The sequence below is a fragment of the Streptomyces sp. 3MP-14 genome (assembly GCF_006334905.2).
GTDB lineage: Bacteria > Actinomycetota > Actinomycetes > Streptomycetales > Streptomycetaceae > Streptomyces > Streptomyces triticirhizae.
Map to the genome: position 1 here is coordinate 195,060 of NZ_VDLZ02000009.1, position 24,587 is coordinate 219,646.

General features: G+C 74.5%; 20 protein-coding genes. 8 read left to right on the plus strand and 12 right to left on the minus strand.

What is annotated here, in order from left to right:
• Positions 1–229: 229 nt before the first annotated feature.
• The 3 genes from FH609_RS16915 to FH609_RS16925 all read right to left on the minus strand — a co-directional run bounded on the left by FH609_RS16915 (position 230) and on the right by FH609_RS16925 (position 3,720).
• Positions 230–1,480, minus strand: coding sequence for a L,D-transpeptidase (locus FH609_RS16915; RefSeq protein ID WP_139668376.1), 1,251 nt, complete (start codon positions 1,478–1,480; stop codon positions 230–232).
• 420 nt (positions 1,481–1,900) lie between these two features.
• A complete protein-coding gene (locus tag FH609_RS16920) occupies positions 1,901–2,587 on the minus strand; it encodes a LuxR C-terminal-related transcriptional regulator (protein ID WP_139668378.1) in 687 nt (228 codons plus the stop codon).
• Positions 2,578–3,720 (minus strand): sensor histidine kinase, encoded by a 1,143-nt coding sequence (locus tag FH609_RS16925; RefSeq protein ID WP_226961741.1) that lies wholly within the window; start codon positions 3,718–3,720, stop codon positions 2,578–2,580. Before FH609_RS16925 ends, FH609_RS16920 begins: the two co-directional genes overlap by 10 nt.
• A gap of 158 nt (positions 3,721–3,878) precedes the next feature.
• Here FH609_RS16925 and FH609_RS16930 point away from each other — a divergent pair, with 158 nt between their 5' ends.
• Complete coding sequence (locus FH609_RS16930; RefSeq protein WP_139668380.1) at positions 3,879–5,129, plus strand: serine hydrolase domain-containing protein; 1,251 nt, start codon at positions 3,879–3,881, stop codon at positions 5,127–5,129.
• A 6-nt stretch (positions 5,130–5,135) separates the two neighbouring features.
• Here the strand turns inward: FH609_RS16930 and FH609_RS32300 are convergent, their stop codons facing one another.
• A complete protein-coding gene (locus tag FH609_RS32300) occupies positions 5,136–5,687 on the minus strand; it encodes a hypothetical protein (protein ID WP_319789600.1) in 552 nt (183 codons plus the stop codon).
• A 107-nt stretch (positions 5,688–5,794) separates the two neighbouring features.
• On the opposite strand from FH609_RS32300, the gene FH609_RS31120 reads away from it, so the two are divergent.
• A complete protein-coding gene (locus FH609_RS31120) occupies positions 5,795–5,968 on the plus strand; it encodes a hypothetical protein (RefSeq protein ID WP_193317916.1) in 174 nt (57 codons plus the stop codon).
• 170 nt (positions 5,969–6,138) lie between these two features.
• Here FH609_RS31120 and hutH read toward each other — a convergent pair whose 3' ends face one another.
• The 5 genes from hutH to FH609_RS16960 form a co-directional block, all read right to left on the minus strand.
• Positions 6,139–7,680, minus strand: a complete 1,542-nt coding sequence (gene hutH / locus FH609_RS16940; protein ID WP_139668566.1) for a histidine ammonia-lyase — start codon at positions 7,678–7,680, stop codon at positions 6,139–6,141.
• 69 nt (positions 7,681–7,749) lie between these two features.
• A complete protein-coding gene (locus FH609_RS16945; RefSeq protein WP_139668382.1) occupies positions 7,750–8,868 on the minus strand; it encodes a GGDEF domain-containing protein in 1,119 nt (372 codons plus the stop codon).
• A gap of 124 nt (positions 8,869–8,992) precedes the next feature.
• Entirely contained in the window at positions 8,993–9,808 is an 816-nt protein-coding gene (locus FH609_RS16950) for an enoyl-CoA hydratase-related protein (RefSeq protein WP_139668384.1), read from the minus strand.
• A gap of 102 nt (positions 9,809–9,910) precedes the next feature.
• Positions 9,911–10,972: an adenylate/guanylate cyclase domain-containing protein gene (locus tag FH609_RS16955; protein ID WP_226961742.1), complete on the minus strand. Its 1,062-nt coding sequence runs from the start codon at positions 10,970–10,972 to the stop codon at positions 9,911–9,913.
• Between the two features lie 226 nt (positions 10,973–11,198).
• Positions 11,199–12,068, minus strand: coding sequence for a biotin--[acetyl-CoA-carboxylase] ligase (locus FH609_RS16960; RefSeq protein ID WP_139668388.1), 870 nt, complete (start codon positions 12,066–12,068; stop codon positions 11,199–11,201).
• Positions 12,069–12,223: 155 nt separating this feature from the next.
• On the opposite strand from FH609_RS16960, the gene FH609_RS16965 reads away from it, so the two are divergent.
• Both FH609_RS16965 and FH609_RS31125 read left to right on the plus strand, forming a co-directional pair.
• On the plus strand, positions 12,224–13,828 hold the full coding sequence (locus tag FH609_RS16965; protein WP_193317917.1) for an acyl-CoA carboxylase subunit beta: 1,605 nt from the start codon (positions 12,224–12,226) through the stop codon (positions 13,826–13,828).
• Positions 13,829–15,355: 1,527 nt separating this feature from the next.
• Positions 15,356–15,550 (plus strand): acyl-CoA carboxylase epsilon subunit, encoded by a 195-nt coding sequence (locus tag FH609_RS31125; protein WP_193317918.1) that lies wholly within the window; start codon positions 15,356–15,358, stop codon positions 15,548–15,550.
• Positions 15,551–16,477: 927 nt separating this feature from the next.
• Here FH609_RS31125 and FH609_RS16980 read toward each other — a convergent pair.
• Positions 16,478–17,200 (minus strand): class I SAM-dependent methyltransferase, encoded by a 723-nt coding sequence (locus FH609_RS16980; RefSeq protein ID WP_139668395.1) that lies wholly within the window; start codon positions 17,198–17,200, stop codon positions 16,478–16,480.
• 218 nt (positions 17,201–17,418) lie between these two features.
• Here FH609_RS16980 and FH609_RS16985 point away from each other — a divergent pair, with 218 nt between their 5' ends.
• Both FH609_RS16985 and FH609_RS16990 read left to right on the plus strand, forming a co-directional pair.
• A complete protein-coding gene (locus FH609_RS16985) occupies positions 17,419–18,078 on the plus strand; it encodes a ThuA domain-containing protein (protein ID WP_139668397.1) in 660 nt (219 codons plus the stop codon).
• Positions 18,079–18,360: 282 nt separating this feature from the next.
• A complete protein-coding gene (locus FH609_RS16990) occupies positions 18,361–21,543 on the plus strand; it encodes a ThuA domain-containing protein (RefSeq protein ID WP_226961743.1) in 3,183 nt (1,060 codons plus the stop codon).
• A gap of 129 nt (positions 21,544–21,672) precedes the next feature.
• Here FH609_RS16990 and FH609_RS16995 read toward each other — a convergent pair whose 3' ends face one another.
• Positions 21,673–22,458: a ThuA domain-containing protein gene (locus FH609_RS16995; RefSeq protein ID WP_226961744.1), complete on the minus strand. Its 786-nt coding sequence runs from the start codon at positions 22,456–22,458 to the stop codon at positions 21,673–21,675.
• Positions 22,459–22,654: 196 nt separating this feature from the next.
• On the opposite strand from FH609_RS16995, the gene FH609_RS17000 reads away from it, so the two are divergent.
• On the plus strand, positions 22,655–23,674 hold the full coding sequence (locus tag FH609_RS17000; protein WP_139668399.1) for a LacI family DNA-binding transcriptional regulator: 1,020 nt from the start codon (positions 22,655–22,657) through the stop codon (positions 23,672–23,674).
• 29 nt (positions 23,675–23,703) lie between these two features.
• Here the strand turns inward: FH609_RS17000 and FH609_RS17005 are convergent, their stop codons facing one another.
• Positions 23,704–24,156, minus strand: coding sequence for a YybH family protein (locus tag FH609_RS17005; RefSeq protein WP_139668401.1), 453 nt, complete (start codon positions 24,154–24,156; stop codon positions 23,704–23,706).
• A gap of 24 nt (positions 24,157–24,180) precedes the next feature.
• On the opposite strand from FH609_RS17005, the gene FH609_RS17010 reads away from it, so the two are divergent.
• Positions 24,181–24,576 carry a winged helix-turn-helix transcriptional regulator gene (locus FH609_RS17010; RefSeq protein ID WP_139668403.1) on the plus strand — a complete coding sequence of 132 codons (396 nt, stop codon included), beginning with the start codon at positions 24,181–24,183 and terminating at the stop codon, positions 24,574–24,576.
• The last annotated feature ends 11 nt before the right edge of the window (positions 24,577–24,587 follow it).

Sequence of the window (24,587 nt, forward strand, 5' to 3'; positions counted from 1 at the left end):
TCAGCGGGGCCGGCACGGGCACGCCGGGGACTTCACGGGCGGCGAGTCCGGCACGGGCGGCGGGTGCCCGGCCCCGTCAGGGGCGTCAAGTCGGCGCGGGCGCCCGGCAGATCAGGCCACGGGGCCCCGGCCCCGCCGGGCGACGCGCCCCGCTGCCCGGCGGGCCGCCCCGTCGAGGGGCCGCCCTCCGGGCGGCCCCGCCCCGCTTCGCGGGCCGCGCTCCGGTGGATCAGATCGCGCTGCCCGCGACCCAGTCGTCCCAGCTCATGTTCCAGCCGTTGAGGCCGTTCTCCGGGGTGATCAGCTCGTCCGGGGAGTTGATCACCACGACCACGTCGCCTATCAGGGACTCCTCGAAGAACCAGGCGCCGTCCTGGTCCGGGTCGTCCGCGCCCTGCTCGTCGTTGAGGCCCACACAGCCGTGGCTGGTGTTGGCGGAGCCGAAGGTGCTGTCCGGCGCCCAGTAGTTGCCGTGCACGAAGGTGCCGGAGGTGGACAGCCGCATGGCGTGCGGGACGTCGGGTATGTCGTACTCGCCCTCGCCGTCGTCGTCGGTGAAGCCGACGGTCGCGCCGTCCATCCGGGTCTCCTCGTACTTCTCGGAGATCACCATCTGGCCGTTGTAGGTCGGGTTCTCCTCACTGCCGGCGGATATCGGCACGGTGCGCAGCGGCTCGCCGTCGCGCACGACCTCCATCTGCTTGGCCTCGACGTCGACCGTGCTGATCTGGGCGCGGCCGACGGTGAAGCTGAAGTCGCGGTCCTGGACGCCGGAGATGCCGGGGGCGCCCTCCACGCCGTCGAAGTCCAGCGAGACGTTGACCGTGGTGCCGGCCTCCCAGTACGACTCGGGCCGGAAGTCGAGGCGGGTGCCGTCGAACCAGTGGCCGACGACCTCCTGGCCGCTGCTGGCGGTGACCGTCACGGCCTGCTGAACGGCGGCGCGGTTGGTGATCTCCTGGTCGAAGTTGAGCGAGACCGGCATCCCCACCCCGACCTCGGCGCCGTCCTCGGGCGTGAAGTACCCGATGAAGCTGTTCTCCGGGGCGATGGTGGTGAAGGTGGCGACCTGGTGCGCCTCGCGGCCCTCGGCGTCGCTGGCCTGCACGGACAGCTCGTAGCGTGTCGCGCGGTCCAGCTGCTCGTCGGGCTGCCAGGAGGTCTGGTCCTCGGAGACCGTGCCCGGTACCTCGGTACCGGCCTCGGTGGCGGTGAGTACCACCTCGTCCAGCGTCCCGTCCTCGACCGCGACCGCCACGTCGTCGTTGATCCCGACGCCCTCGGCCGCGTCCTCCGGGGTGATGGAGATCACCGCCGAGGAGGTGTTCGCGTCCTCGGCCGCCTGGTCGGCCTCCGACTGCTCCGTCTGCTCGGCGCCGTCCGAGTCGTCGCCTCCGCCGCCGCAGGACGTCAGCGCCAGCACCCCGCAGAGCAGCGCCGCCGCCGCTGTGAGGCCCCTGCGCCGCATGACATCAACCATCAGAACTCATCCGCATCGCTCGTCGTCCGCTGCCGCGCCTCCCGGGAGGACACGAGGGAGGGCACGTAGGAAAGAACGCGGTAAAGCGGCAGCCTGTTCCACCATAAGTGAAAGCTCGGGGGTGAATTGTTGCGGGCAGTCGCGAGCCACCGCCATGCGCCGGCGCCTCGACGGAGCGCGCCGGCGCGCGAGCCCCGCACGCGCGCCGGGCGAGCAACTGCCGGCCGCCGCCGACCGGTTCCGGCCGCCGACCGGTTCCGGCCGTCGACCGGTTCGGGCCGGTCGACGCACCGTCGACGGTCGACGCACCGTTCGACCGCCCCGCAGGAACCGACGCGGTGGGCCGAGGCGGCACCGCACCGCCGCCACCACCCGCTCACGCCGGCTCGCCGCCGGGGGCAACGCCCGCCGCTGGCCCGTTCAGGCCGGTGGGCGCGCGGTGCCCGGCTCCGGCGCGGCACCGCCGCCGTGGTGGCGCAGATAGGCCAGGACGGCGCGGACGCGGCGGTGGCCGCTGTCGCCGACCGCCAGGCCAAGTTTGAGGAAAACATTGCCAATGTGCTTGTGGACCGCGTTCTCGGTGATGACGAGCCGTCGGGCGATGGTCGCGTTGTCGTGGCCCTCGGCCATCAGCGCCAGCACCTCGCGCTCCCGCGCCGTCAGGGCGTCGACGGGATCGCCGCGCGCGGCGAGCAGCTGGGCGATGACCTCGGGGTCCATCGCGGTGCCGCCGCCGGCCACCCGGCGCAGCGCGTCGGTGAACTCCCCGACCCGGCTCACCCGGTCCTTGAGCAGATAGCCGATGCCGCCCCCGGCGTCGGCGAGGAGCCGGCCCGCGTAGACCTGCTCGACGTACTGGGACAGCACGAGGACCGGCAGCCCGGGATGGTCGCGGCGGGCCTGGACGGCGGCCCGGATGCCCTCGTCGCGGAAGGTCGGGGGCAGCCGCACGTCCACGATGGTGACCTCGGGGCGGTGGACCTCGACCGCCGCCAGGAAGCCGGGGCCGTCGGCCGCGATCGCGGCGACCTCGAACCCCTGCGAGTTGAGCAGGAGTTCGAGCCCCGAGGACAGCAGGACGTTGTCCTCGGCGATCACTACGCGCACGGCAACTCCACGGTGACGACGGTCGGCCCGCCCGGCGGGCTGCTGATCTCCATGCCGCCGTCCAGCGCGGCGGCGCGGCGGCGCATTCCGTCAAGGCCCGAGCCCCGGGCGGCGTCAGCCCCGCCGGCCCCGTCGTCGGCGATCTCCACCCGGAGCAGCGCGCCCTCGCGGGTGACGCGCACCGAGGCGCGGGTGGCGCGGCTATGCCGGGCGACGTTCGCCAGCGCCTCGGTGACGGCGAAGTAGGCGACCGCCTCGACCGCCGCCGGCACCTCGCCGAGCGGGCCGACGTCGAGGCGGGTCGGCACCCCGGCCCTGGTGGCCAGGGTGCTGAGCGCGCCGGCGAGGCCGTGGTCGGCCAGCACCGGGGGATAGATGGTGCGGATGACGGACCGCAGCTCGGTCATCGCGTCCTCGGTCTCGGCGTGCGCCTCCCGCACCAGGACGGCGGCGGCCTCCTGGCTCTTCGAGAGGCTCTCGCCGGCCACGGCCAGCCGCATCGCGATGGCGACGAGCCGGGCCTGGGTGCCGTCGTGCAGGTCCCGTTCGATCCGGCGGAGTTCCGCGCTGTGCGCCTGGAGGACGTCCGCCCTGGTCCTGGTCAGTTCGCCGACGCGCTCGACCAGTTGCTCGGCCGGCGACGGCGCCAGGACGGCCAGGCAGATCCTGGCGTGCGCCCGGGCGAGCGGCGCCAGGACGAGCGCGGCCAGCGCCGCCAGGGCGAGGAGGTTGAGCAGGCCGAGCGACAGCGCGGTGCCCCAGTCGGTGAGGGGAACGCTGATCACGGGCAGCCAGGGCGCCGGGGAGAACGCCCACCACAGCGCCGCGACCACGGGCGTGAGCAGCAGGTTGCCCAGCAGGAGCAGCGCGAGGAGGCCGGCCGGCAGCCCGGTGCCGACCTGGGTCGCCAGCCACAGGAGGTTTCGGCGGGTGGCGCGCGGGCGCGGCTCGACCGGCCGCCCCAGCAGCGCCCCGGCGCGCTGCCGATGCCACTCCGCCCAGGGCTGCGCCAGCGAGGGAACGCACAGCAGGGGCGCCGCGAGCAGCGTCGCCGTCGCGGCCACCAGGGTGCCCAGCAGGTAGCGCGCGGCGCGCCACGTTCCGGCCAGGCGTTCGCGAGCCGCGCTGAGCACGTGACCTGTCCCCTCTGTCGTGACCTGTGGGGCCCTGAGCGGCCCCGTGCGTTTCACCCTAGGTAACGGGCGTCGGTGCGGCACTACAGCCAGCTGTAGCCTTCGTTCGGCAGCCGGTGGTAGCGACTGGCGACCGGGCGCCTACCTAGCGTGGCGCCATGAGATCCACACCGACACCTCGCCGCCGCCGGTGGTCGCTCGCCGCCGCCACCGCCGCCCTGCTCGCCGTCGGGACGGCGGTCGCCCTCCAACTGCCGGCGGAACCAGCTCAGGACTCCCCCCAGGACACAGCCCGGGCCACGGGCGCGGACCGGGAGCCGCCCGCCGCCGGCTACGGGGCGGACGACCTGCGCCGGGACACCGAAGCGCTCCACGCCCTGGGCGTGACCGGCGTCCAGGCCCGGGTCAGCACCGGCGCCGGCGCGGACCTGGTCGCCATCAGCGGCGTCGCCGAGGTCGGCACGGACCGCCCGGTGCCGGCCGACGGCTACTTCCGGATGGCCAGCACCGGCAAGGCGCTGGTGGCCACCGTGGTCCTGCAACTGGTCGACGAGGGCGCGCTGTCGCTCGACGACACCGTGGACCGCTGGCTGCCCGGCCTGGTGGCGGGCAACGGAAACGACGGCCGCCGGATCACCGTCCGCCAGCTCCTCCAGCACACCGGCGGTCTCCACGACGACCTGCCGGGGCACGCCACCCCGGAGGAGTACCGCGCGCACCGGTACGACACGTACACCCCACGGGAGATCGTCGCGCGGGCGACGCGCCACGCCCCGGACTTCGCGCCCGGCGAGGGGTGGGGCTACTCCAACACCGGCTATGTCCTTCTCGATCTGATCGTCGAGGAGGTCACGGGCCGCCCGTGGCACCGGGAGGTCGAGGACCGGATTCTGGCGCCGCTCGGCATGGACCACACCTATCTGCCGGGCGAGACCCCCACCCTCCGCGAGCCCCACGCCCGCGCCTACGAGGTCTTCCCGTCCGGCGAGCGGGTCGACGTCACCGAGGCGCTCGTCCCCGACCCCGGCGGCCATGTCTCCACCACGGCCGACGTCAACCGCTTCTTCCTGGCGCTGCTCGGCGGCGAGCTGCTGCCGCCGGAGCGGCTGGCCGAGATGCGGGAGACCGTCCCGGTCAACGAGGAGATGCTCACGTTCTGGCCCGAAGGGCGCTACGGCCTCGGCCTGGTCGAGCGGCCGCTGTCCTGCGGGGGCAGCTACTTCAGCCACGAGGGCGGCGAGAGCGGCTACATCACGCTGAACGGGGCCACCGGGGACGGGGAGCGCGCCGTCACCGTCTCCATGTCCACCGCCCTGGCCGGCTCGCCCGACACGATGCTGGCCCAGGAGCAGGCCGCCAGCGAGCTCGTGGACCGCGCGCTGTGCGCCACCGCGGGGGAGCAGGAGTAGGACCGGCTAGCGGCCCCGTTCCTCGTGCCCCTCGGGGCGGTCGAGGCCGTCGAGCCGGTCCGGCCGGCCCGGCCGGTCGGTGAACGGATCGGCGGCCGGCTCGTCGCCCCACTCCTCGTGGTCCAGGGCGTCCTCGTCGAGCCCGCCGTCGTCGGGGCCCTCGCCCAGCGCGTCGAGGCCGTCCTCGTCGAGGCCGCCGGCCAGATCGCCGTCCAGGTCGGCGTCCTCGTCAAGGTCGCCGTCGAGGTCGGCGTCCGCGCCGTCCCAGGCCAGGTCCGGGTCGAACGCGGCCCGTTCGCTGCTCCAGGACGCCTGGGCCAGCACCACGCCCGGCACCTCGTCCACCAGGTCGACGGGGTCGATCAGGTAGGCGACCGCCTCCGCCTCGTCGCGGGAGACGGCACGGGCGGCCTCCTCCCGTTCCTCGGCCGGCATCAGCTCGTCGCTCTCGATCCGGGACCAGGCGGCGGACACGAGTTCGTCGGGCTCCGCGATCTCCAGCACCATCTCCACCCGAACCCGAACGTGACGCGCCCCTGGCGACAGCTCTTCGCTCATGACGGGGAGCGTAAGACCCCGCGCCCCCGGCTCTTCCCCGCGACCCGCACCGGGCCGTAACATCGCATTCCACGCCGCCGGTACGCAGCAACACATCGGAGCACCCCGTGGACGGTCAAACTCGCGGCCTGGACCGCCGATCCCTGGTCAGCGGCATGGTGGCCGCCCTGATCCTGGGCATCGTCTGGCTCCTGCCGTCGGCCTACTCGGAGGCTGACGACGCCGCCTCCACCTCTCCCGTCATCCCGCTGGACCAGCCGCTGGACCCGGGGAGCCGCTAGCCGAAGCGGACATCGCCCCCCGAACCCCCGCAGACCCCCAACCCGCAGGCCCGGCCCTCCCGTTCGAGGGCCGGGCCTTTCGCCGGGCGAACTTTGCCGGCCGATGCCGAGATTTTGCCGACGCTTTGCCGAAACGGGTACAACGGACCCGCGCCGGCCCGGCGTTCCGGTCACGCCAGGGGGCCGGTCACCGACTCGGCGGCGCGCACCAGGGAGCCGTCCGCGACCAGGTGCTCGGCCACCGCCAGCTCCGGCGCCAGGAAGCGGTCGGCGCCCGGGCCCTCAAGGCCGCCGCCCCTGGCCGCCGCCAGCACGGCGCGGGTGGCGGGCGCGGGGCGCAGCTCGGCGGTGGCCCGCAGCTCGATGGCGCGGGTGGCGGCGTAGAACTCGATGCCCAGCACCCGGGTCAGCAGCGTGAGCGCGGTGCGCAGCTTGCGCGCCGCCGACCAGCCCATCGAGACGTGGTCCTCCTGCATCGCGGAGGACGGGATGGAGTCGACCGAGGCCGGCTGCGCCAGCCGCTTGAGGTCGCTGACCAGGGCGGCCTGGGTGTACTGGGCGATCATCAGCCCGGAGTCCACGCCCGGGTCGTCGGCGAGGAACGGCGGCAGGCCGTGCGAGCGGTGCCGGTCGAGCAGCCGGTCGGTGCGGCGTTCCGCCATGGAGGCCAGGTCGGCCACGGCGATGGCGAGGAAGTCCAGCACATAGCCGACGGGGGCGCCGTGGAAGTTGCCGTTGGAGGAGACCCGGCCGTCCACCACCACCGGGTTGTCGACGGCGGCGGCCAGTTCGCGCTCGGCGACCGCGCGGGCGTGCGCCAGCGTGTCCCGGCCCGCGCCGGCGACCTGGGGCGCGCAGCGCACGGAGTACGCGTCCTGCACGCGGGGCGCGCTGTCCTGGTGGTGGCCGGTGAGGCCGGAACCGGCCAGCACCCGCCGCATGTTGGCGGCGCTGGCGGCCTGCCCGGGGTGGGGGCGCACGGCGTGCAGCTCGGGCGCGAGGACCTGTTCGGTGCCCAGCAGCGCCTCCAGGGTGAGGGCGGCGGTGACGTCGGCGCTGGTGAGCAGCCGCCCGAGGTCCTCGCAGGCCAGCAGCAGCATCCCGAGCATCCCGTCGGTGCCGTTGAGCAGCGCCAGGCCCTCCTTCTCGCGGAGTTCGACGGGGGCGATGCCGTGCCGGTCCAACAGCTCGGCGGCGGAGTGGAGTTCGCCGTCCCGGCCCTCGGCCTGGCCCTCGCCGAGCAGCGTCAGGGCGCAGTGGGCCAGCGGCGCCAGGTCGCCGGAGCAGCCGAGCGAGCCGTGCTCGTGGACGACGGGGGTGATCCCGGCGTTGAGCAGCGCGGCCATGGCGTGGGCCACCTCGGCGCGGACGCCGGTGTGGCCGGAGGCGAGGGTCTTCAGCCGCAGGAACATCAGGGCCCGGACCACCTCGCGCTCGACCCGGGGGCCGAGCCCGGCGGCGTGCGAGCGGACGATGTTCCTCTGAAGTCGGGTGCGCAGCTCGGGGGCGATGGAGCGAACGGCCAGCGCGCCGAAGCCCGTTGAGACGCCGTAGACCGGCTCGGGGGCGGCGGCCAGCTCGTCGATGACCCGGCGGGAGGCGTCCATCGCGGCCACCGCGTCGTCGGCCAGCTCGACGAGGACGTTCCCCCGGGCGACGGCGAGGACCTCGGCGGCGGTGGGAGGGGTGGAGTGGAGCACCACGCTGGGCATACGCGCGCTTGGCATATTCATATTCACGAGCCTAGAAGAGTGAATCGGTTGACCACGGAACGGGCCGGCTCACGGGTTCCCCCGCCGGTCCGGCACCGGCGGCCGGTGGCGGCCCCGGAACGCCCGGCGTTCGGCGCCGCCCGGGCCGCCGGCCAGCGCCACCACCCGCTCCCAGTCGCCGCGCCCGGCCACCACCGGCGCCGGCGAACGGGCCGCCTTGGCCCGGTACTGCGCCGCGTCGGCCAGCCGGAACAGCCGCCGCCCCGAGCGCAGCCGCCCCGGCACCGCGACGGTGGAGGCGACGCCGCAGGCCACGCCCTCGCTCAACTCAAGCGCCGCGGCGCCCCGGCAGACCTCGGCGGCCGCCCGTTCCACCTCGGCCGGGTCGGCGTCCACCGCCAACAGGCAGAACTCGTCCCCGCCCAGCCGGGCGGCCAGGGCCCCCGGCAGCCGCTCGGCGGCCCGGGAGAGCACGCCGGCGAACCGGATCAGCAGCCGGTCCCCCACCGCGTGGCCATGGGTGTCGTTGACGCGCTTGAGCCCGTTGACATCGCAGACCACCAGGGTGAGCACCGCGCCCCGCTCCCGGTGGCCGCGCAGCGCCTCGGCCAGCGCGTGGTCGACGGCGCGCCGGTTGGCCAGCCCCGTCAGCGCGTCGGTGAACGCCAACCTGCGTATCTCCACCAGCCGTTCGTACTGCGCGAGCCCGGCGGCCAGCACGGCGGCGAGCGCCGGCGCGAACGCCAACTCCTCGGTGGTGAAGGCCGGTTCCTCGCGCCCCCTGGCGATCACCAGCTCGCCCCACACCCCGCCGTGCACCAGGATCGGCACCACCAGCGCACAGCCGCGCCCCCGCGCCCGCAGCCAGTCGGCCTCCGGGCCGGCGCCGCCCGCCTCCGTCAGCACCGCCCGCTCCCCCGCCGGCCTGAGCCCCACCTCCCCGGCCCGGAACTCCGCCTCGGGGAACGGCTCCTCGCCCCTGGCCAGCTCCCCCACGTTGACCAGCACCCGCAGCCGGGTGGTGCCGGCCCGCCCGGTCTCGCGCTCCCGCACGGATATCGCCGCGAAGGAGCCGTCCAGGGCGCGCAACGCCCGCTCCGCGCCGGCGCGTGCGGCCTCCGCGAGCCCGCGCTCGGCGGCCATCCCGCGCGCCAGATCGACCACCGCCCACAGCCTCTGCTCAGCCATGCAGCCAGGCTAGGGCGCGTTCCCCCGCTTTGTTACCTTCAGCTACTCCCTGTCCGCTTTGCGAACGGTTCCGGGAGGTTCAGCCGCCCGGTTCGGGGAGGTTCAGCCGTCCGGTCCCCGGGGCTCAGCCGTCCAGGCCCGGCCAGTCGGGGGTGCGGCGCTCGTTGAACGCGGCGACGCCCTCGACGCGGTCGGCGGAGAACGCCACCTCGTTCCAGGCCGCGTCCTCGATCTCCAGGCCGGTGGCCAGGTCCTGCCCGTGGCCCAGCCGCAGCGCGCGCTTGGCGGCCCGCACGCCCACCGGAGAGTGCGCGGCGATCCGACCGGCCAGCTCCAGCGCCTCCGCCCGCTCGGCCCCGGCCGCCGCCAGCCGGTCCACCATGCCCAGCTCCAGCGCCTCGGCCGCCGGCACCCGCCGCGCCGTGAAGATCAACTCGGCGGCCCTGGCCGCCCCGACGCGGCGCGGCAGCAGCTGCGTCCCGCCGCCGCCCGGCAGCACCCCGACGGAGACCTCCGGCAGCCCGACCACCGCGCCCTCATCCGCGACGATCAGGTCGCAGCTGAGCGCCAGTTCGTAGCCGCCGCCCAGCGCATAGCCCCGCACCGCCGCGATCACCGGCATCGGCAGCGCCAGCAGCCCGCCGAAGGCGGCCCGCAGCACCCGCCGCTGCCGCCGCAGCCCCGCGTCGTCCAGCTGGTTCCGCTCCTTGAGGTCGGCGCCCACGCAGAACGCCCGCTCGTGCGTGGAGGCCAGCACCACCGCCCGCGTCACGCGGTCGGCGGCCAGCGCCGCGCACGCCTCCGCGAGCCGCGCCGCCAGCTCGGCGGAGAGCGCGTTCATCGCCTCCGGCCGGTCCAGCAGCAGCGTCGCGACCCGCGTCTCCGCGTCGCGCCGCAGCTCGATCCACTCCCCGTACCGCTCAACCCGCTCCTCGACCATGGGCGGCATTATCGGCCCCCGCGCCCCGCCGGGCCACGCCCCCGCGACGCCCGGGCGCCACCGCCACCGCCGGGCCACGCCCCCAGCCACCGCCCGGCCCGTTCACTCCCTGCGGGTCAGCAGCCACGGCTCCACGATGCCGAGCCCCCGCACCGGCCGCTGGTAGAGCGGCTGGAGCGCGAACCGGAACCCGTTCCCCGCGTCAGCCGCCGCCTTCTCCGAACGCGGCGCCAGCCCGGCGCCCGTCAGCTCCTCGCGCAGCGCGCCGTCCACCAGCACCATGTCCTTGGGCGCTATCGAGGTCAGCCGGCTCGCCAGGTTCACCGTGTTCCCGAAGACGTCGCCCATCCGCGTCGTCACCGTGCCGAACGCGATCCCCACCCGCAGCTCCGGCATCGTCGCGTCCTCGCCGAGGGTCTCCACCAGCCGCAGCCCGATCTCGGCGGCCGTGCCCGCGTCGTCGGCGGCGAACAGCACCTCGTCGCCCAGCGTCTTGATCAGCCGCCCGCCGTGCGCGGCCACCTGGTCGGCGGCCGTGGTCTCGAACGCCTCGACCAGCTCGCCGAGTTGCTCCTCCTCAAGCCGCCTGGTCAGCCGCGTGAAGCCGACCAGGTCGGCGAAGCCGACGGCCAGCCTGCGATCCACCATCTCCACGTCGTCCTGCGCCTGCACCACCCGGCCGGTCGCCGCCGCCAGCTGCCGGCGCCACACATAGACCAGGAACTCCTGCAACTCCGGCAGCAGCAGCTCGACCAGCGGATAGGCCACCTCGGTCCTGGTCATCCCCGGCTCCGGCGGCTCGGTCAGGCCCTCCAGGAACGAGTCGATCTGCCAGTCAGCCAGCCGCGCCGTGGTCTGCCCGGTGGACCGCGCCACCTGGATCGCCATCGGCTCGCTCAACAGCCCGGCCTCCACCAGGCCCGCCAGCCGCCGCAGCGCCAGCACGTCGGCCTCGGTCAGCGCCTTGGCCTGGCCGATGTCGGGGAAGCCCATCGCGCGCCAGAACCGGGACGCCAGATCCATCGGAACGCCGGCGGCCCGCGCCGCCTGGAACGGGGTGTACTGCCGCTCGGCGCCGAGGATCAACTGCTCGATGCGCAACGCGAGGGGGTCCTCGCCCTCGGCAGGCTCTGGCGGACCAGGGTCAGACCCGGCCACGGTCACCGCCCGGCCTCGCGGGGAGACTCGCGGGGAGTGGGGCATTCCCTACGTCGCGCACTGTCCTACCGTTCCGCTTCGCCGCGCCCCGCTGGCGCGGTCCTGTGGTGCTCGGGTACTCACGGGACCCCCGCCGCACACCCCCGGCGACCGGGGACGATCCGTCTCCCCCGGCCCCCCGAGGAGCAACCGGGGTCCCCGACCACCAACCCTACGGCAGGTGTGCCCTGAGTCACGTCGCCCGGAGGTGCACGATGTCACCGGCCCCGACCGGGCGACGGGCGCCGTCCGCTTCCTGGATGACCAGCCGGCCCTCGCCGTCCAGCGCCACGGCCGTGCCGCGCAGCTCCCCGCCGCCCGGCAGCTCGGCCCGCACCGCGCGGCCCAGCGTCGCGCAGCCGGCGGCGTAGGCGTCGCGGACCGGGCCCACGGCCGGGTCGCCGCCGGTCGCCGGGTCGCCGCCGGCCGCCACCCAGCCGGTATACCAGGCGTCCAACGAGCGGAGCACCGCGCGCAGCAGCGGGTCGCGGTCGGTGCCTGCGGCGCCGGCCAACGTCAACGAGCCGGCGCCGGGCACCGGCAGCTCGTCGGCGCGCAGCGAGACGTTGAGGCCCACGCCCAGCACCACGGCGCCGGTCGGCGTCCGCTCGGCGAGGATGCCGCCCAGCTTCCGCTCCTCGCCCTCGACCGTGACCAGCACGTCGTTGGGCCACTTGAGCGCCGTGTCCACGCCGGCCGCGCGGGACAGCGCGCCGGCCACCGCCACGCCGGCCAGCAGCGGCAGCCAGGGCAGCCGCTCGGCCGGCACCTCGGGACCGGGGTCGAGCAGCACCGAGAAGAACAGCCCGGAGCGCGCCGGCGCGCTCCAGCCGCGCCCCAACCTGCCCTTCCCGCTGGTCTGTTCCTCCGCGACCAGCACCTCGCCGGGCGCCGCCTCGCCGGCGGCGGCAGCGGCCGCGAGGTCCGCGTTGGTCGATCCCGTCGTCTCCACCACCCGCAGCCGGGTCCACAGGCCGCCGGGGCGGATCAGCGCGGAGCGCAGCGCTTCGGCGCGCAGCGGGGGGCGGTCGAGGTCGGACCAGCGGCCGGGAGATGTGCTCATGGTCGTCAGCCTATTGCGGTGACCAACGTCGCACCCACGGTCGGCGGCCGGGCCCGTTAACCTACGCTGCGGTAGCCGAACGCCGTACGTTCGCCGCCCGGCGGGCCCCTGGCCTGGCCGGACGAGGGGCACGAGCAAGCACGAGGAGGACCCGCGTGGAGGCCGAACCCGAGGTCACCGGTACCGCCGGCAAGATCGCCGCGTTCCGCCGGCGCGTGAGCGAGGCGACCCACGCCGGCTCGGCGCGGGCCGTGGAACGCCAGCACGCCAAGGGCAAGCTGACGGCCAGGGAACGGATCGAACTCCTGCTGGACGAGGGCTCGTTCACCGAGCTGGACGAGTTCGCGCGGCACCGCTCCACGGCCTTCGGGATGGACGCCAACCGGCCGCTGGGCGACGGGGTGGTCACCGGCTACGGCACGGTGGACGGCCGCCCGGTCTGCGTCTACTCGCAGGACTTCACGGTCTTCGGCGGCTCGCTGGGCGAGGTCTACGGCGAGAAGATCGTCAAGGTGATGGACTTCGCGCTGAAGACCGGCTGCCCGGTGATCGGGATCAACGACGGCGGCGGGGCCCGCATCCAGGAGGGCGTGGCGGCGCTCGGGCTGTTCGCGGAGATCTTCCGCAGGAACGTGCACGCCTCCGGGGTGGTGCCGCAGATCTCGTTGATCATGGGGCCCTGCGCGGGCGGCGCGGTCTACTCGCCGGCGATCACGGACTTTACGGTGATGGTCGATCAGACCTCACACATGTTCATCACCGGTCCCGATGTGATCAGAACGGTGACCGGCGAGGAGGTCGGCTTCGAGGAGCTGGGCGGCGCCCGCACCCACAACACCCGTTCCGGCGTCGCCCACCAGATGGCCGGGGACGAGAAGGACGCCGTCGAGTTCGTCCGGGCGCTGCTGTCCTACCTGCCGTCCAACAACCTCAGCGAGCCGCCGGTCCTGCCGGCCGACGCCGGGCCCGAGCCGGGCGACGTCACCGAGGTGACCGAGGACGACGCCGAACTCGACGCGCTGATCCCCGACTTCGACCACCAGCCGTACGACATGCACGAGGTCATCGAACGGGTGCTGGACGACGGCGAGTTCCTGGAGACCCAGCCGCTGTTCGCGCCCAACATCGTCACCGGCTTCGGCCGGGTCGAGGGCCACTCGGTGGGGATCGTCGCCAACCAGCCGATGCGGTTCGCCGGTTGCCTGGACATCCACGCCTCCGAGAAGGCGGCCCGCTTCGTGCGCACCTGCGACGCGTTCAACATCCCGGTGCTGACCTTCGTCGACGTGCCCGGCTTCCTGCCCGGCACCGAGCAGGAGTTCCAGGGCATCATCCGGCGCGGCGCCAAGCTGATCTTCGCCTACGCGGAGGCCACGGTGCCGCTGATCACGGTGATCACGCGGAAGGCGTTCGGCGGCGCCTACGACGTGATGGGCTCCAAGCACCTGGGCGCCGACCTCAACCTGGCCTGGCCCACCGCGCAGATCGCGGTCATGGGCGCTCAGGGCGCGGTCAACATCGTTCACCGCCGAACGCTGGCCGCCATCGAGGAGGGCCCCGAGCGGGAGGCCGAACGGGCCCGGCTGACCGCCGAGTACGAGGCGACGCTGCTCAACCCGTATGTCGCGGCCGAACGCGGCTATGTGGACGCGGTGATCGCGCCGTCCGACACCCGGCGGCACATCGTGCGTGGGCTGCGCGCGCTGCGGGGGAAGCGGGCGCAGCTGCCGCCGAAGAAGCATGGCAACATCCCGCTGTGACACTGCCGTTGGGCTTTCGGGGACGCCCGGCCCTGCGGGCCGGCCGGCTGCCCGGCCTGGCGGCCGGGGGTTCGGCCGGAGGCCGGGGGGTGTTTCGGCCTGGCGGCCGGGGGGCCGTTTCGGCCTGGCGGCCGGGGGGCCGTTTCGGCCGGAGGCCGGGGGCGGTGGCCTGGCGGCCGGGAGGCGTGCCGGCCTGGCGGCCGGGGGGCCGTTTCGGCCTGGCGGCCGGGAGGCGTGCCGGCCTGGCGGCCGGGGGCGGTGGGCCTGCGGCCGGCGGTGCGGCCGGAGGCCGGCGGGCCGTTTCTGCCTGGCGGCCGGGGGTTCGGCAGGGCCGGGGATGGCCCGGCGGCCGGGGGCGTGGCGCCGGGCCGGCGGGAGTTCGGCGGGGCCGGGGGCTTGGCGCCCGGGCCGGTGGGCCCGCGGCCAGCGGATGGCGTGGCGGCCGGGCGGCAGTTCGGCCAGTCTGGCGGCCCGGCCGGGGCCGGTGGGCCTGGTGGCCGGCAGTGCCGCCGGGGGACAGGGGCGGCCTGCGACCGGCGGGATCGCCTGCGGCCGCAGTTCGGCCGGAGGCTTGGCGGCCGGCGGGCCGGGCTGGCCCGGTCACCGGTGCCGACTGGCTGGCCGCCGAGGACGTCGGACCTGCGGCGGGCGTATGGGCCTGGCGGCCGGCAGCGCGACCGGTCTGCTGGACGGACGGGCCGGCGGGCTGCGGCCGGAGCCAGGGTGGCCTGGGCCGGGAGTACCGCCGGGGCGGCGGGTGCAGTTCGGCCGGAGGCTTGGCAGCTTGGCGGCTTGGCGCTCAGGGCCTGCGGGCCTGCGGGCCTGCGGCCAGCGGATGGGCCCGGCGACCCGGTCACCGGGGCCTCCGGCCGGCGGTGTGCCGGCCGAACGGGCCGGTGGTGGTGGCAGGCTGGCCGCCGAGGGCGGCGGACCTGCGGCCGGCAAGTGGGCCTGGCGGCCGGTCTGGTGGACGGGCGGGCTGCGACCGGCAGTTCGGCCGGACGCTTGGCGGCTTGGCGGCTTGGCGCTCAGGGCCGGTGGCACTGCGGCCGGACGGCCGGGCTGGCCCGGTCGCCGGTGCGGACTGGCTGGCCGCCAGGGCCGGCGGGCCTGCGGCCGGCGGATGGCGTGGCGGCCCGGTCGCCGGGAGGCGTGCCGGGCTGGCGGCCGGACGGGTCGGTGGTGGTGGCGGGGTGGTCGCCGCGCGTGGCCGGATGCTGGTGGGTGGCCTGCCGGCCCAGGGCGGGCATGGCCTCGCGGCCAGCGGCCTTCCCACCGAGTTGGGTGGTGGCGCGGCCCGGCCGGGGCCGGGGGCTGCCTTGCGGCCGGCCGACCCGGTCGCCGATGCGGGCTGGCGGCCGGGTCGGCCGGCCGGGGCGGGGCCAAGGACCCGGTGGCCGTTGGGTCGTCGGCCGAGTTCGCCGGGGATCAGGATGTTCGGCCGGAGGCCGGGGGACCCGCGTCAGCGGGCCGCTTTCGCTCTCGCGCGTTCACAGGTGCACAGGTAACCGTCAGGAGGGACCCGTTGTGATCACTGTGGTTCGGGGCAATCCCACGCCCGAGGAACTGGCCGCCGCCATCGCCGCGACGCTGGCGGCGTTGCGCGGGCGCGCGGCGGCGCCCGAGCCGGCGCGGGCGAACGCCTGGGCGGCGCCCAGGCCGCCGCGCCCGCTCCCCGCGCCGGGCCCGCACGCCTGGCGCACCAGCTTCTGGCCGGGCTGAGGATAGGAAGCCGACAAAGCGCCCCCGTCCAGCCGGCAGCGGGGGCGCGGCTCCACGAAGATCCCAACGAGACGTCCTGGTCGGCCGGGTGAACCGTGCGAGCCTCGGTTGTCGAACGAACTGTTCACTTCCAGACGGGCACCCAGGAAAGGAGGCCCCCCGCCTGGAAGTCGGCAGGGCGCGGACTACCAGGACGGCAGGCGTTGTTCGCGCGGCAGCGTGGTCGTTGGCAGAACGCACCATCCACCGCCCGTCTGAGCCCAGGACCGGCACCGGCGCCGTGAGTCGTCCGACGCGTCGTCACATCCGAGACGGGCCATGCGCCGTGGCAGGCCGGCGAAGCCGGTGCGCGCCACGTACGCCCCCACCGGCCGGTCGTCCCTCGAACTCGGCGCGGTCCCTGCGCCCGGAGGGCACGCACCGCATCACCCACCGCCCTCTGCGACAACGAACCCACGCCTCGGAAGACCGCCCTCCCCTTCCCAGTTAGCCCATCGCAGCCATTCGTTACGCCCGCACCCGGCCGATCGTGCGCCACGTAGGCCGGCGTCGTGGTCCGCACCAGAGCCTCCACCCCGTGGCGCGTCTCGTCGACCGACGGCGACCAGTCGGGCTTACCCGCACCGGCCACCGGCGCGCGGAAAAACCCCGCACCCACCATCGGCCCGCCCCGCCACCCACTGGGCCGGCGAGGAGGTCACCGTATCCCGCGTGCTACTCCGGCCCGATCTCGCCGGCACCGCTACGCCGACAAGACCGCCGCCGACCGCGACACCCACGGCGTGCTCTGGGGACGCGTTCGACACGCACCCGGCACCGGCAGGCCGGCTTCGAAGCCCTCTACACCCTCACCCCAGCCGCCCGCCTCCAACCCCAGGCTCGCGTTCGAGGCTCCCCGTTAAGCGACGCCGGACCCAACCCCGCGCGTCAGCGCCCGCGCAGCAGCAGGTACCCCAGGGGAAGGCGGCGTTCCTCGCCGACCGGCTCGCGGCGGAGGCGGCCGATCTCGGTGAAGCCGGCCGCCCCGGCCCGTTCCGCCAGGGCGTCGAGCGGCCAGCCGTAGGCCGTCGTCACCTTGTGGTCGAAGGGCGTCACGGACTCGTCCTCGGACCCGAAGAACCCGAGGAGGAGGAGGCCGCCGGGCACGAGAACGCGGCGGAACTCGGCGAGGAACCGGGGCACTTCGGCCGGCGGGGTGTGGATCAGCGAGTACCAGGACACGACGCCCCGCAGCCCGCCGTCGGCCACGCCCAGGGCGTCCAGCTCGTCCATGGAGCCGACCTCGAACCGCAGGTCGGGGTACGCCTCGCGGGCGAGGTCGATCATCGCGGGGGACAGGTCCACGCCGAAGGCGTCGAGACCCAGGTCCCGCAGGTGCGCGGTGACGGCCCCCGGCCCGCAGCCCAACTCGGCGACCGGGCCCGGCCGTTCACCGCCCCCCTCGCCACCTTCGCCGCCCTCGCCACCTCCGCCGCCGGCGGCCCGCACGAGGTCGGCGAACGCGGCGAGCACCGCGCGTTCCAGCGGCTGGCCGTCGAGCGCGTCGCGGAAGAGTTCGGCGTAGCGGGCGGCGACGCCGTCGTAGGCGTCGGCCGTCGCGCGGAGGTGGGCGGGAAGGTGGGCGGGAAGGTGGGCGGAGAGTTCGGTCACGGGCGGGCACTCTAGCCCTTCACGTCCCAGGACCCGTGACCACCCCCACAAGCACCCAGGTCCGCGCACGCCCGCGCACTCCCGCGCGGCGCCCCGACCGGTTTTCGAAAACTTTCCATCCCGGGTCCGTCCCGCGTCTTGACGGGCGTCACGGCCGTTCCTATCGTTTCCGACCTGAAGCGATTTCTTTCGAAACTTTTCGAGGATGGAGCGGGGCGATGGCTCCCGGAAGGCGGCAGGCGCTGGTGGTCCGAGGCGGGTGGGAGGGCCACCGGCCGAGGGAGACCACCAACCTCTTTCTGCCGTTCCTCACCTCCCACGGCTTCCATGTGCTCGTCGAGGAAACCCTGGAGGCTTACGAGGACGAGAAGTTGCTCGCGGGCACGGACCTGATCGTCCAGTGCTGGACCGGCGGCGACATCACCGCCGGCGAGAGCGCGGGCCTGGCCGCCGCCGTCCGCGCCGGCACCGGGCTGGCCGGCTGGCACGGCGGCATCGTCGACGCCTTCCGCGAGGACCCCGGCTACCCGCTGCTGGTCGGCGGCCAACGGGTGCCCGAAGTCCCGGCGCCGCGACGCCAGTTGGTCACCCCGACGGCCGAGCACGCCGAGCACCCGGTGGCGGCCGGCCTCGGCCCGTTCGAGGTGAACAGCCCGCCCTACTGGGTGCACGGCGACCCACTCAACGACGTGCTGGCCACCGTCACCTTCCCGCCCGACGAGACCCGCGAACGGCCGGCCGTCATCCCCGCCGTGTGGACGCGGCGCTTCGGCCGGGGCCGGGTCTTCGTCTCCACCGTCGGGCACGGCCCGGAGGACCTGCGCGTCCCCGAGGCGCGCGCCCTCGTCGAGAGGGGCCTGCTGTGGGCCAGCCGTTGACCACCCGAGGGCCGACGAACGCCCGAGCACCCATGAACGGCCGGCCACCCCCAACCCGCCGCCCGGCGGCCACCCGGAACCGGTCCAACCCGCCCGACCAGCCCAACCCGCCCACGCCACCCACCCGTTGAGCTTCCCGCACGCGGCACCCGCCGCACGCGGGGAACCGGGCCGCTCCCCTTCCGGGGAGCCCCGGCGCACCACAGGGGCCGAACGTCCGGGGACCCGCCCCGGAACCGCAAGGAGAGCGCACACCACCCCCACCTCCTGTGAGGAGCCGTGTTGAAACCACAAGCGAAGCAGGTCTTCGGAGGGCGATCCCTCGGAAGACGCATCCTCAGACCGACGGCGCGGGTCGGCGCCGTCGCGGTCGCCCTGGCGGTCGGTGCCGGCGTCGCCGTCGCCCACCCGGGGCACGGCGAAGAGACCTTCAACGCCCTGGTGTTCAGCAAGACCGAGGGGTTCCGGCACGACTCCATCCCGGCCGGGATCGAGGCCATCGAGACCCTCGGCGCGGAGAACGGGTTCGACGTGACCGCCACCGAGGACGCGGCGGTCTTCACCGACGAGGAGCTGGCCCAGTACGAGGTGGTCATCTGGCTGTCCACCACCGGCGACGTCCTCAACGACGACCAACAGGCCGCGTTCGAGCGGTACATCGCGGGCGGCGGCGGCTACGCCGGCGTGCACGCGGCGGCCGACACCGAGTACGACTGGCCCTGGTACGGCGAGCTGGTCGGCGGCTACTTCGCCGGCCACCCCGAGCCGCAGCAGGCCACCGTCACCGTCGAGGACCCGGACCACCCCTCGACCGCCACGCTGCCCGCCGAGTTCGAGCGGCACGACGAGTGGTACAACTACGCGCCCAACCCCCGGGAGAGCGCCCATGTGTTGGCGACCCTCGACGAGGGCAGCTACAGCGGCGGCACCATGGGCGAGGACCACCCGATCTCCTGGTGCCAGGACGTCGAGGCGGGCCGCGCCTGGTACACCGGGATGGGGCACACCCAGGAGTCCTACGCCGAGCCGGAGTTCCTGGCGCACCTGCTGGGCGGCATCCAAACGGCGGCCGGCGCGGTCGAGGCCGACTGCTCGGGCGACGCCGGCGGCGGCGAGGGCGAACCGGGCGGCGGCGAACAGCCGCTCGCCGAGGACTTCGAGAAGGTCACCCTCGACGACAACACCAGCAACCCGATGGAGCTGGCCGTCGCCGAGGACGGGCGGGTCTTCTACATCGACCGCAAGGGCGACGTGAAGGTCATCGGCACCGACGGCGCCGCCTCGACGGCCGGCACCGTCCCGGTCTACACCGGGCAGGAGTTCGGCCTTCTGGGCCTGGCCCTCGACCCGGACTTCGCCGACAACGGCTGGCTCTACCTCTACTACTCGCCGGCCGCCGACGAGCCGGTCGACCGGGTCTCGCGGTTCACCGTCGAGGGCGACTCCCTCGACCTGGCCAGCGAGCAGGTCGTGCTGACCGTCGACACCCAGCGCGACGAGTGCTGCCACGCCGGCGGCGCCCTGGAGTTCGACACCCAGGGCAACCTGTACATCGCGACCGGCGACAACACCAACCCGTTCGCCTCGGACGGCTACGCGCCGATCGACGAGCAGGAGGGCCGCGCCGCCTGGGACGCCCAGCGCACCTCGGCCAACAGCAACACCCTCAACGGGAAGGTGCTGCGGATCACCCCGCAGGACGACGGGAGTTACACCGTTCCGGACGGCAACCTCTTCGCCGAGGGCACCGAGAACACCCGGCCCGAGATCTACGCCATGGGCTTCCGCAACCCGTTCCGGATCGGGATCGACCCGACCACGGACGGTCTCTATGTCGCCGACTACGGACCCGACGCGGGCAATGTCGATCCCAACCGTGGCCCGGACGGGCGCGTCGAGTGGAACATCGTCAACGAGCCCGGCTTCTACGGCTGGCCCTACTGCGTGGGCGACAACACCCCTTACAACGACTACGACTTCGCGACCGGCACCTCGGGTGACACGTTCGACTGCTCGGCGCCGGTCAACGACTCGCCGAACAACACCGGCGTCGCCGAGCTGCCGCCGGCCATCCCCGCCGAGCTGTGGATGGGCAAGTCCACCACCGGCTCCCCGGAGATCGGCGGCAGCGGCGCGCCCATGACCTCGGGCGCCTACCAGTTCGACGCGGAGCTGGACTCGGACCGCAAGTGGCCCGAGGAGTTCGACGGTTCGGTGGTCTTCGCCGACTGGAACGACAGCCGGCTCTTCCAGGTCACCCTCGACGAGGGCCGCGACCAGGTCTCCTCGGTGACCCGGATCTTCGAGGAGATGTCGTTCAACCGGCCGCACGCCCTCCAGTTCGGGCCCGACGGCGCGCTCTACGTCATCGAGTGGGGCAGCGGCTTCGGCGGCGACAACGCGGACTCCGGCGTCTACCGGGTCGACTACGTGCAGGGCAACCGTTCCCCGGTCGCCCGGATCACGGCCGACCGGACCTCGGGCCCGGCGCCGCTGGAGGTGGCCTTCGACTCGGAGGGCTCGCACGACCCGGACGGCTCGGACGTCACGTTCTCCTGGGACCTCGACGGGGACGGCACCGAGGACGCCACCGGGCCGACCGCCAGCCACACCTACACCGATCCCGGCAAGTACACCGCCCGGCTCACCGTGACCGACGCGGACGGCCGCACCGCCGTCTCCAACCTGGAGATCACCTCCGGCAACACCGCCCCCGAGGTGACGGTGAACGGGCCGGTCGACGGCGGGTTCTTCTCGTTCGGCGACACCATCGCCTACGACGTGACGGTGACCGACCCCGAGGACGGCGAGATCGACTGCCAGAACGTGGTCGTCCAGCCGGCACTCGGCCACGACGAGCACTCCCACGGCTACGAGCAACACCGTGGCTGCTCCGGCACGTTCCCGCTGCCCGGCGACGAGGGGCACATCGGCGCCAACATCTTCGGCACCGTGACCGTCACCTACACCGACCAGGGCAACGGCGACGCGCCGCCGCTCACCACCACCGAGGTGCTGGTGCTCCAGCCCAAGCACCGCGAGGCCGAGCACTTCGACGCCACCGGGCGCCTGGAGTCGGCCGGCGGCGGCGGTGACCCGGGCGTCTCCGTCGAGGACACCGGCGACTCGGCCGGCGGCGGCAAGAACATCGGCCACATCGACAACGGCGACTGGTGGGCGTGGGAGCCGACCAACCTCACCAACATCGACGAGGTCGGGCTGCGCGCGGCGACCAACCAGCTGGGCGCGACGGTCGAGGTCCGCACCGGGAACCCGGACACCGGGCCGACCGTGGCGACCATCGAGATGGAGTCCACCGGGGACTGGCAGGTCTACCAGGACTTCACCGGCGCGCTCGGCGGCGACTCGCTCACCGATTCTGGGCCGCTGTACTTCGTCAAGACGAGCGGTGAACTCAACGTCAACTGGGTCGAGTTCATCGGTCAGGGCGTCACCGAGCCGTAAGGCGCGGTGACGGGCCTCACCCGGCCCACCGGTGTGGCCACCCGCAGGCACGGGTGGCCACACCTCGGGTGCGGACCCACAGCGCGGCGCCCGCCCCGCATCGGCCCGGGGCGGGCGCCGCCCCGGCGCTCACGCGCCGGACGACCTCTCGAACCAGCCGGCCTCGCTGTGCGTCAGCCGGGGCGGCTCGGTGACGGCCTCGGGCGCAGCCCAGGCCACCGCGTTGGCGATCACCCGCCGCACGTCCGGGTGGTGATAGACGGGATACGCCTGGTCGCCGGGGCTGAAGTAGAAGATCCGGCCCAGCCCGCGCCGGAACGCGCAGCCGCTGCGGAAGACCTCCCCGCCCGCGAAGGAGCTGACGAAGACCAGCTCGTCGGGCGCGGGGATGTCGAAGAACTCGCCGTAGGTCTCCTGCTCCTCGATCACCAGCGGGTGCGGAACGCCGGCGGCGACGGGATGCGTCGGATCGACCGTCCAGACCAGCTCGCGCTCGGCGGCGTCCCGCCAGCGCAGCGTGCAGGAGGTGCCCAGCAACCTGCGGAAGATCTTGGAGAGATGACCGGAGTGCAGCACCACGAGCCCCATCCCGGCCAGGACCCGGCGGTGGACCCGCTTGACCACCTCGTCGGACACCTCCCGGTGGGCCAGCTGCCCCCACCAGGTCAGCACGTCGGTCGCGGCCAGCGTCTCCTCGTCGAGCCCGTGCTCCGGCTGGTCAAGATCGGCGGTGGTGACCCGCACCCGCGCGCCCAGGTGCTCCTCGACGCCCTCGGCGATGGCCCCGTTCATGCCGTGCGGATACCGCCTGGCCACCTCGGGGTCCACCCGCTCGGGCCGGCCCTCGCACCAGACGACCACCCGCAGCGGGTCGGGCCGGTGTGTGGGCTGGGACGACATGGGCTCTCCCGTCATCGGCGATCCCGCCGGGCAGTTTTCGCAAAGAACCGGTAGGGAAGCTAGAGGGACGGGCGGGGGCCGTCAACCCGGGGGCTACAGTGAGGCGAAAGGTGTCGGGACAGCAGACCACGAAACGGCAGACCACGGAACGGCTGAGAACGGAACCGCTGAGAACAGAACAGCAGAGCAGGGACCCGTGACGGAGAGTAGTATGACCCGCCCTACGCTGGCACACATCGCCGAGATGGCGGGCGTTTCCGTCTCCACCGTCTCCAAGGTGCTCAACGGACGCGACGACGTCTCCCGCGACACCCGCGCCAAGGTCGACTCCGCGCTGCGCCAGCACCACTACGTCCGGCGCGGCACGGCGGCGCCCGACGCCACCGCCGTGCGCACCGTCGACCTGGTGATGAGCGGCCTCGACGGGTCCTGGCCGGCCAGCGTCGCCAGCGGGATGGAGGCCGCCGCCTACGAGGCCGGCGTCCATGTGGCGATCTCGGTCGCCCGTTCCTCCGCCTCCGCGACCAACCACCGCGCGCAGGACTGGGTGGACCGGGTGCTCGAACGCGGCAGCGCCGGCGTGGTGTTGGGGCTGATCGAGCCCACCCCCGACCAGCTGGGCCGGCTGGCCCAGGCGCGGGTGCCGTGCGTGGTGATCGACCCGCTCAGCGACCCGCCGCCCGACGTGATGTCCGTCGGCACCACCAACTGGGCCGGCGCCTACGAGGCCACCCAGCACCTCCTCCAGCGCGGCCACCAGCGGATCGCGCTGGTCACGGGCCCGCCGGAACACCTCTACTCCCGCGCCAGGATGGCCGGTTACCGCTCGGCGATGGCGGCGGCCGGCCTGGAGGTCGACCCGGAGCTGGTCCGGCACGGCACCTACGACCGGGCCAGCGGCGCCGAACAGGTGCGGGCCCTGCTGGAGCGCCGCCCCCGACCGACCGCCCTGTTCATCTGCTCCGACCACATGGCGATCGGCGGCTACGAGGCGATCGCCGGCGCCGGGCTGCGCGTTCCCGAGGACATCAGCGTCGTCGGCTTCGACGACCTGCCCGAGGCCCGCTGGGTCGCGCCCGCGCTCACCACGGTCCGCCAGCCGCTGAAGGAGATGGGCGGCAGCGCGCTGCGCACCCTGGTGCGGCTGATGAACGGCGAGGAGTTGGAGAGCCCGCGCGTGGAGCTGGCGACCACGCTGGTCGTCCGCGACAGCGTGGCGCCGCGCGGCTGACCGGCCGCGCGGCGCGGCGTTTCGGCCGCTCAGCCGGTTGCCGGCCCGTCCAGGGTCCCGCCGCCGGTGGGGTGGTCGATCAGATAGCGCCAGATCCCGTCCGGCCCGCGCCGGGCGACGTCGGTCGCCGTTCCGCCGACCCGGCCGCCGGGCCCCTCGCCCGCCAACTCCCAGTCCACGACCAGCAACGCCACCTCGCCGGCCACGGTGACGCTGCGCGGCCGGACCGCGATCGGCCGACGCAGCGCCAGGAAGCCGGCGTTGGCCTCGGCGATCGCCGCCGCGCCCCGCGCCACCTGGCCGTCCGGGGCGACGAACACCGCTTCGGGTTCGTACATCCCGGCCACGGCGGCGGCCGGCTCGGGCCCGTTGAACCGCGCCGCGAACACCTCCGGCACCTGCTCCGCCTCCCGCGCCACCGACCACCGCGCGCTACCGTCGTCCCGCCGCGCCTCGGCTCGTTCCACTGCTCGTTCGCTCATACCGGCACCGTAGGAGGCCGCCTCGTGACTCACCCAACGGTGCGCCACCGCCCGGGACTCCCGGACGACGCGCGGGCCGCGACCCGACGCCCAAGACCCGACTGCCCGGTGGAGATCGCCCTGGCCGCCCTGCGCGGCCGGTGGACGACCCTGGTGGTGCGCGAACTGCTCGCCGCCGAACGGCCGCTCGGCTACCGCGAGTTGTCCGCCGCGCTGCCCGCGCTCTCCGACAAGGTGCTCACCGACCGGCTCCACCGACTCGCCGCCGCCGGCGTCGTCATCCGCGACCGCAGGCCCGGCTGGCCGCCGACCGTCAGCTACCGGCTGACCCCGCACGGCCGGCGCCTCGGCCCGGTCCTCCAGGCCCTCTGGGACTGGGGCGCGGAGCCGGCGTCACCCGCCGGGGGACGGCCCGGCTAATCGGCTCGCGC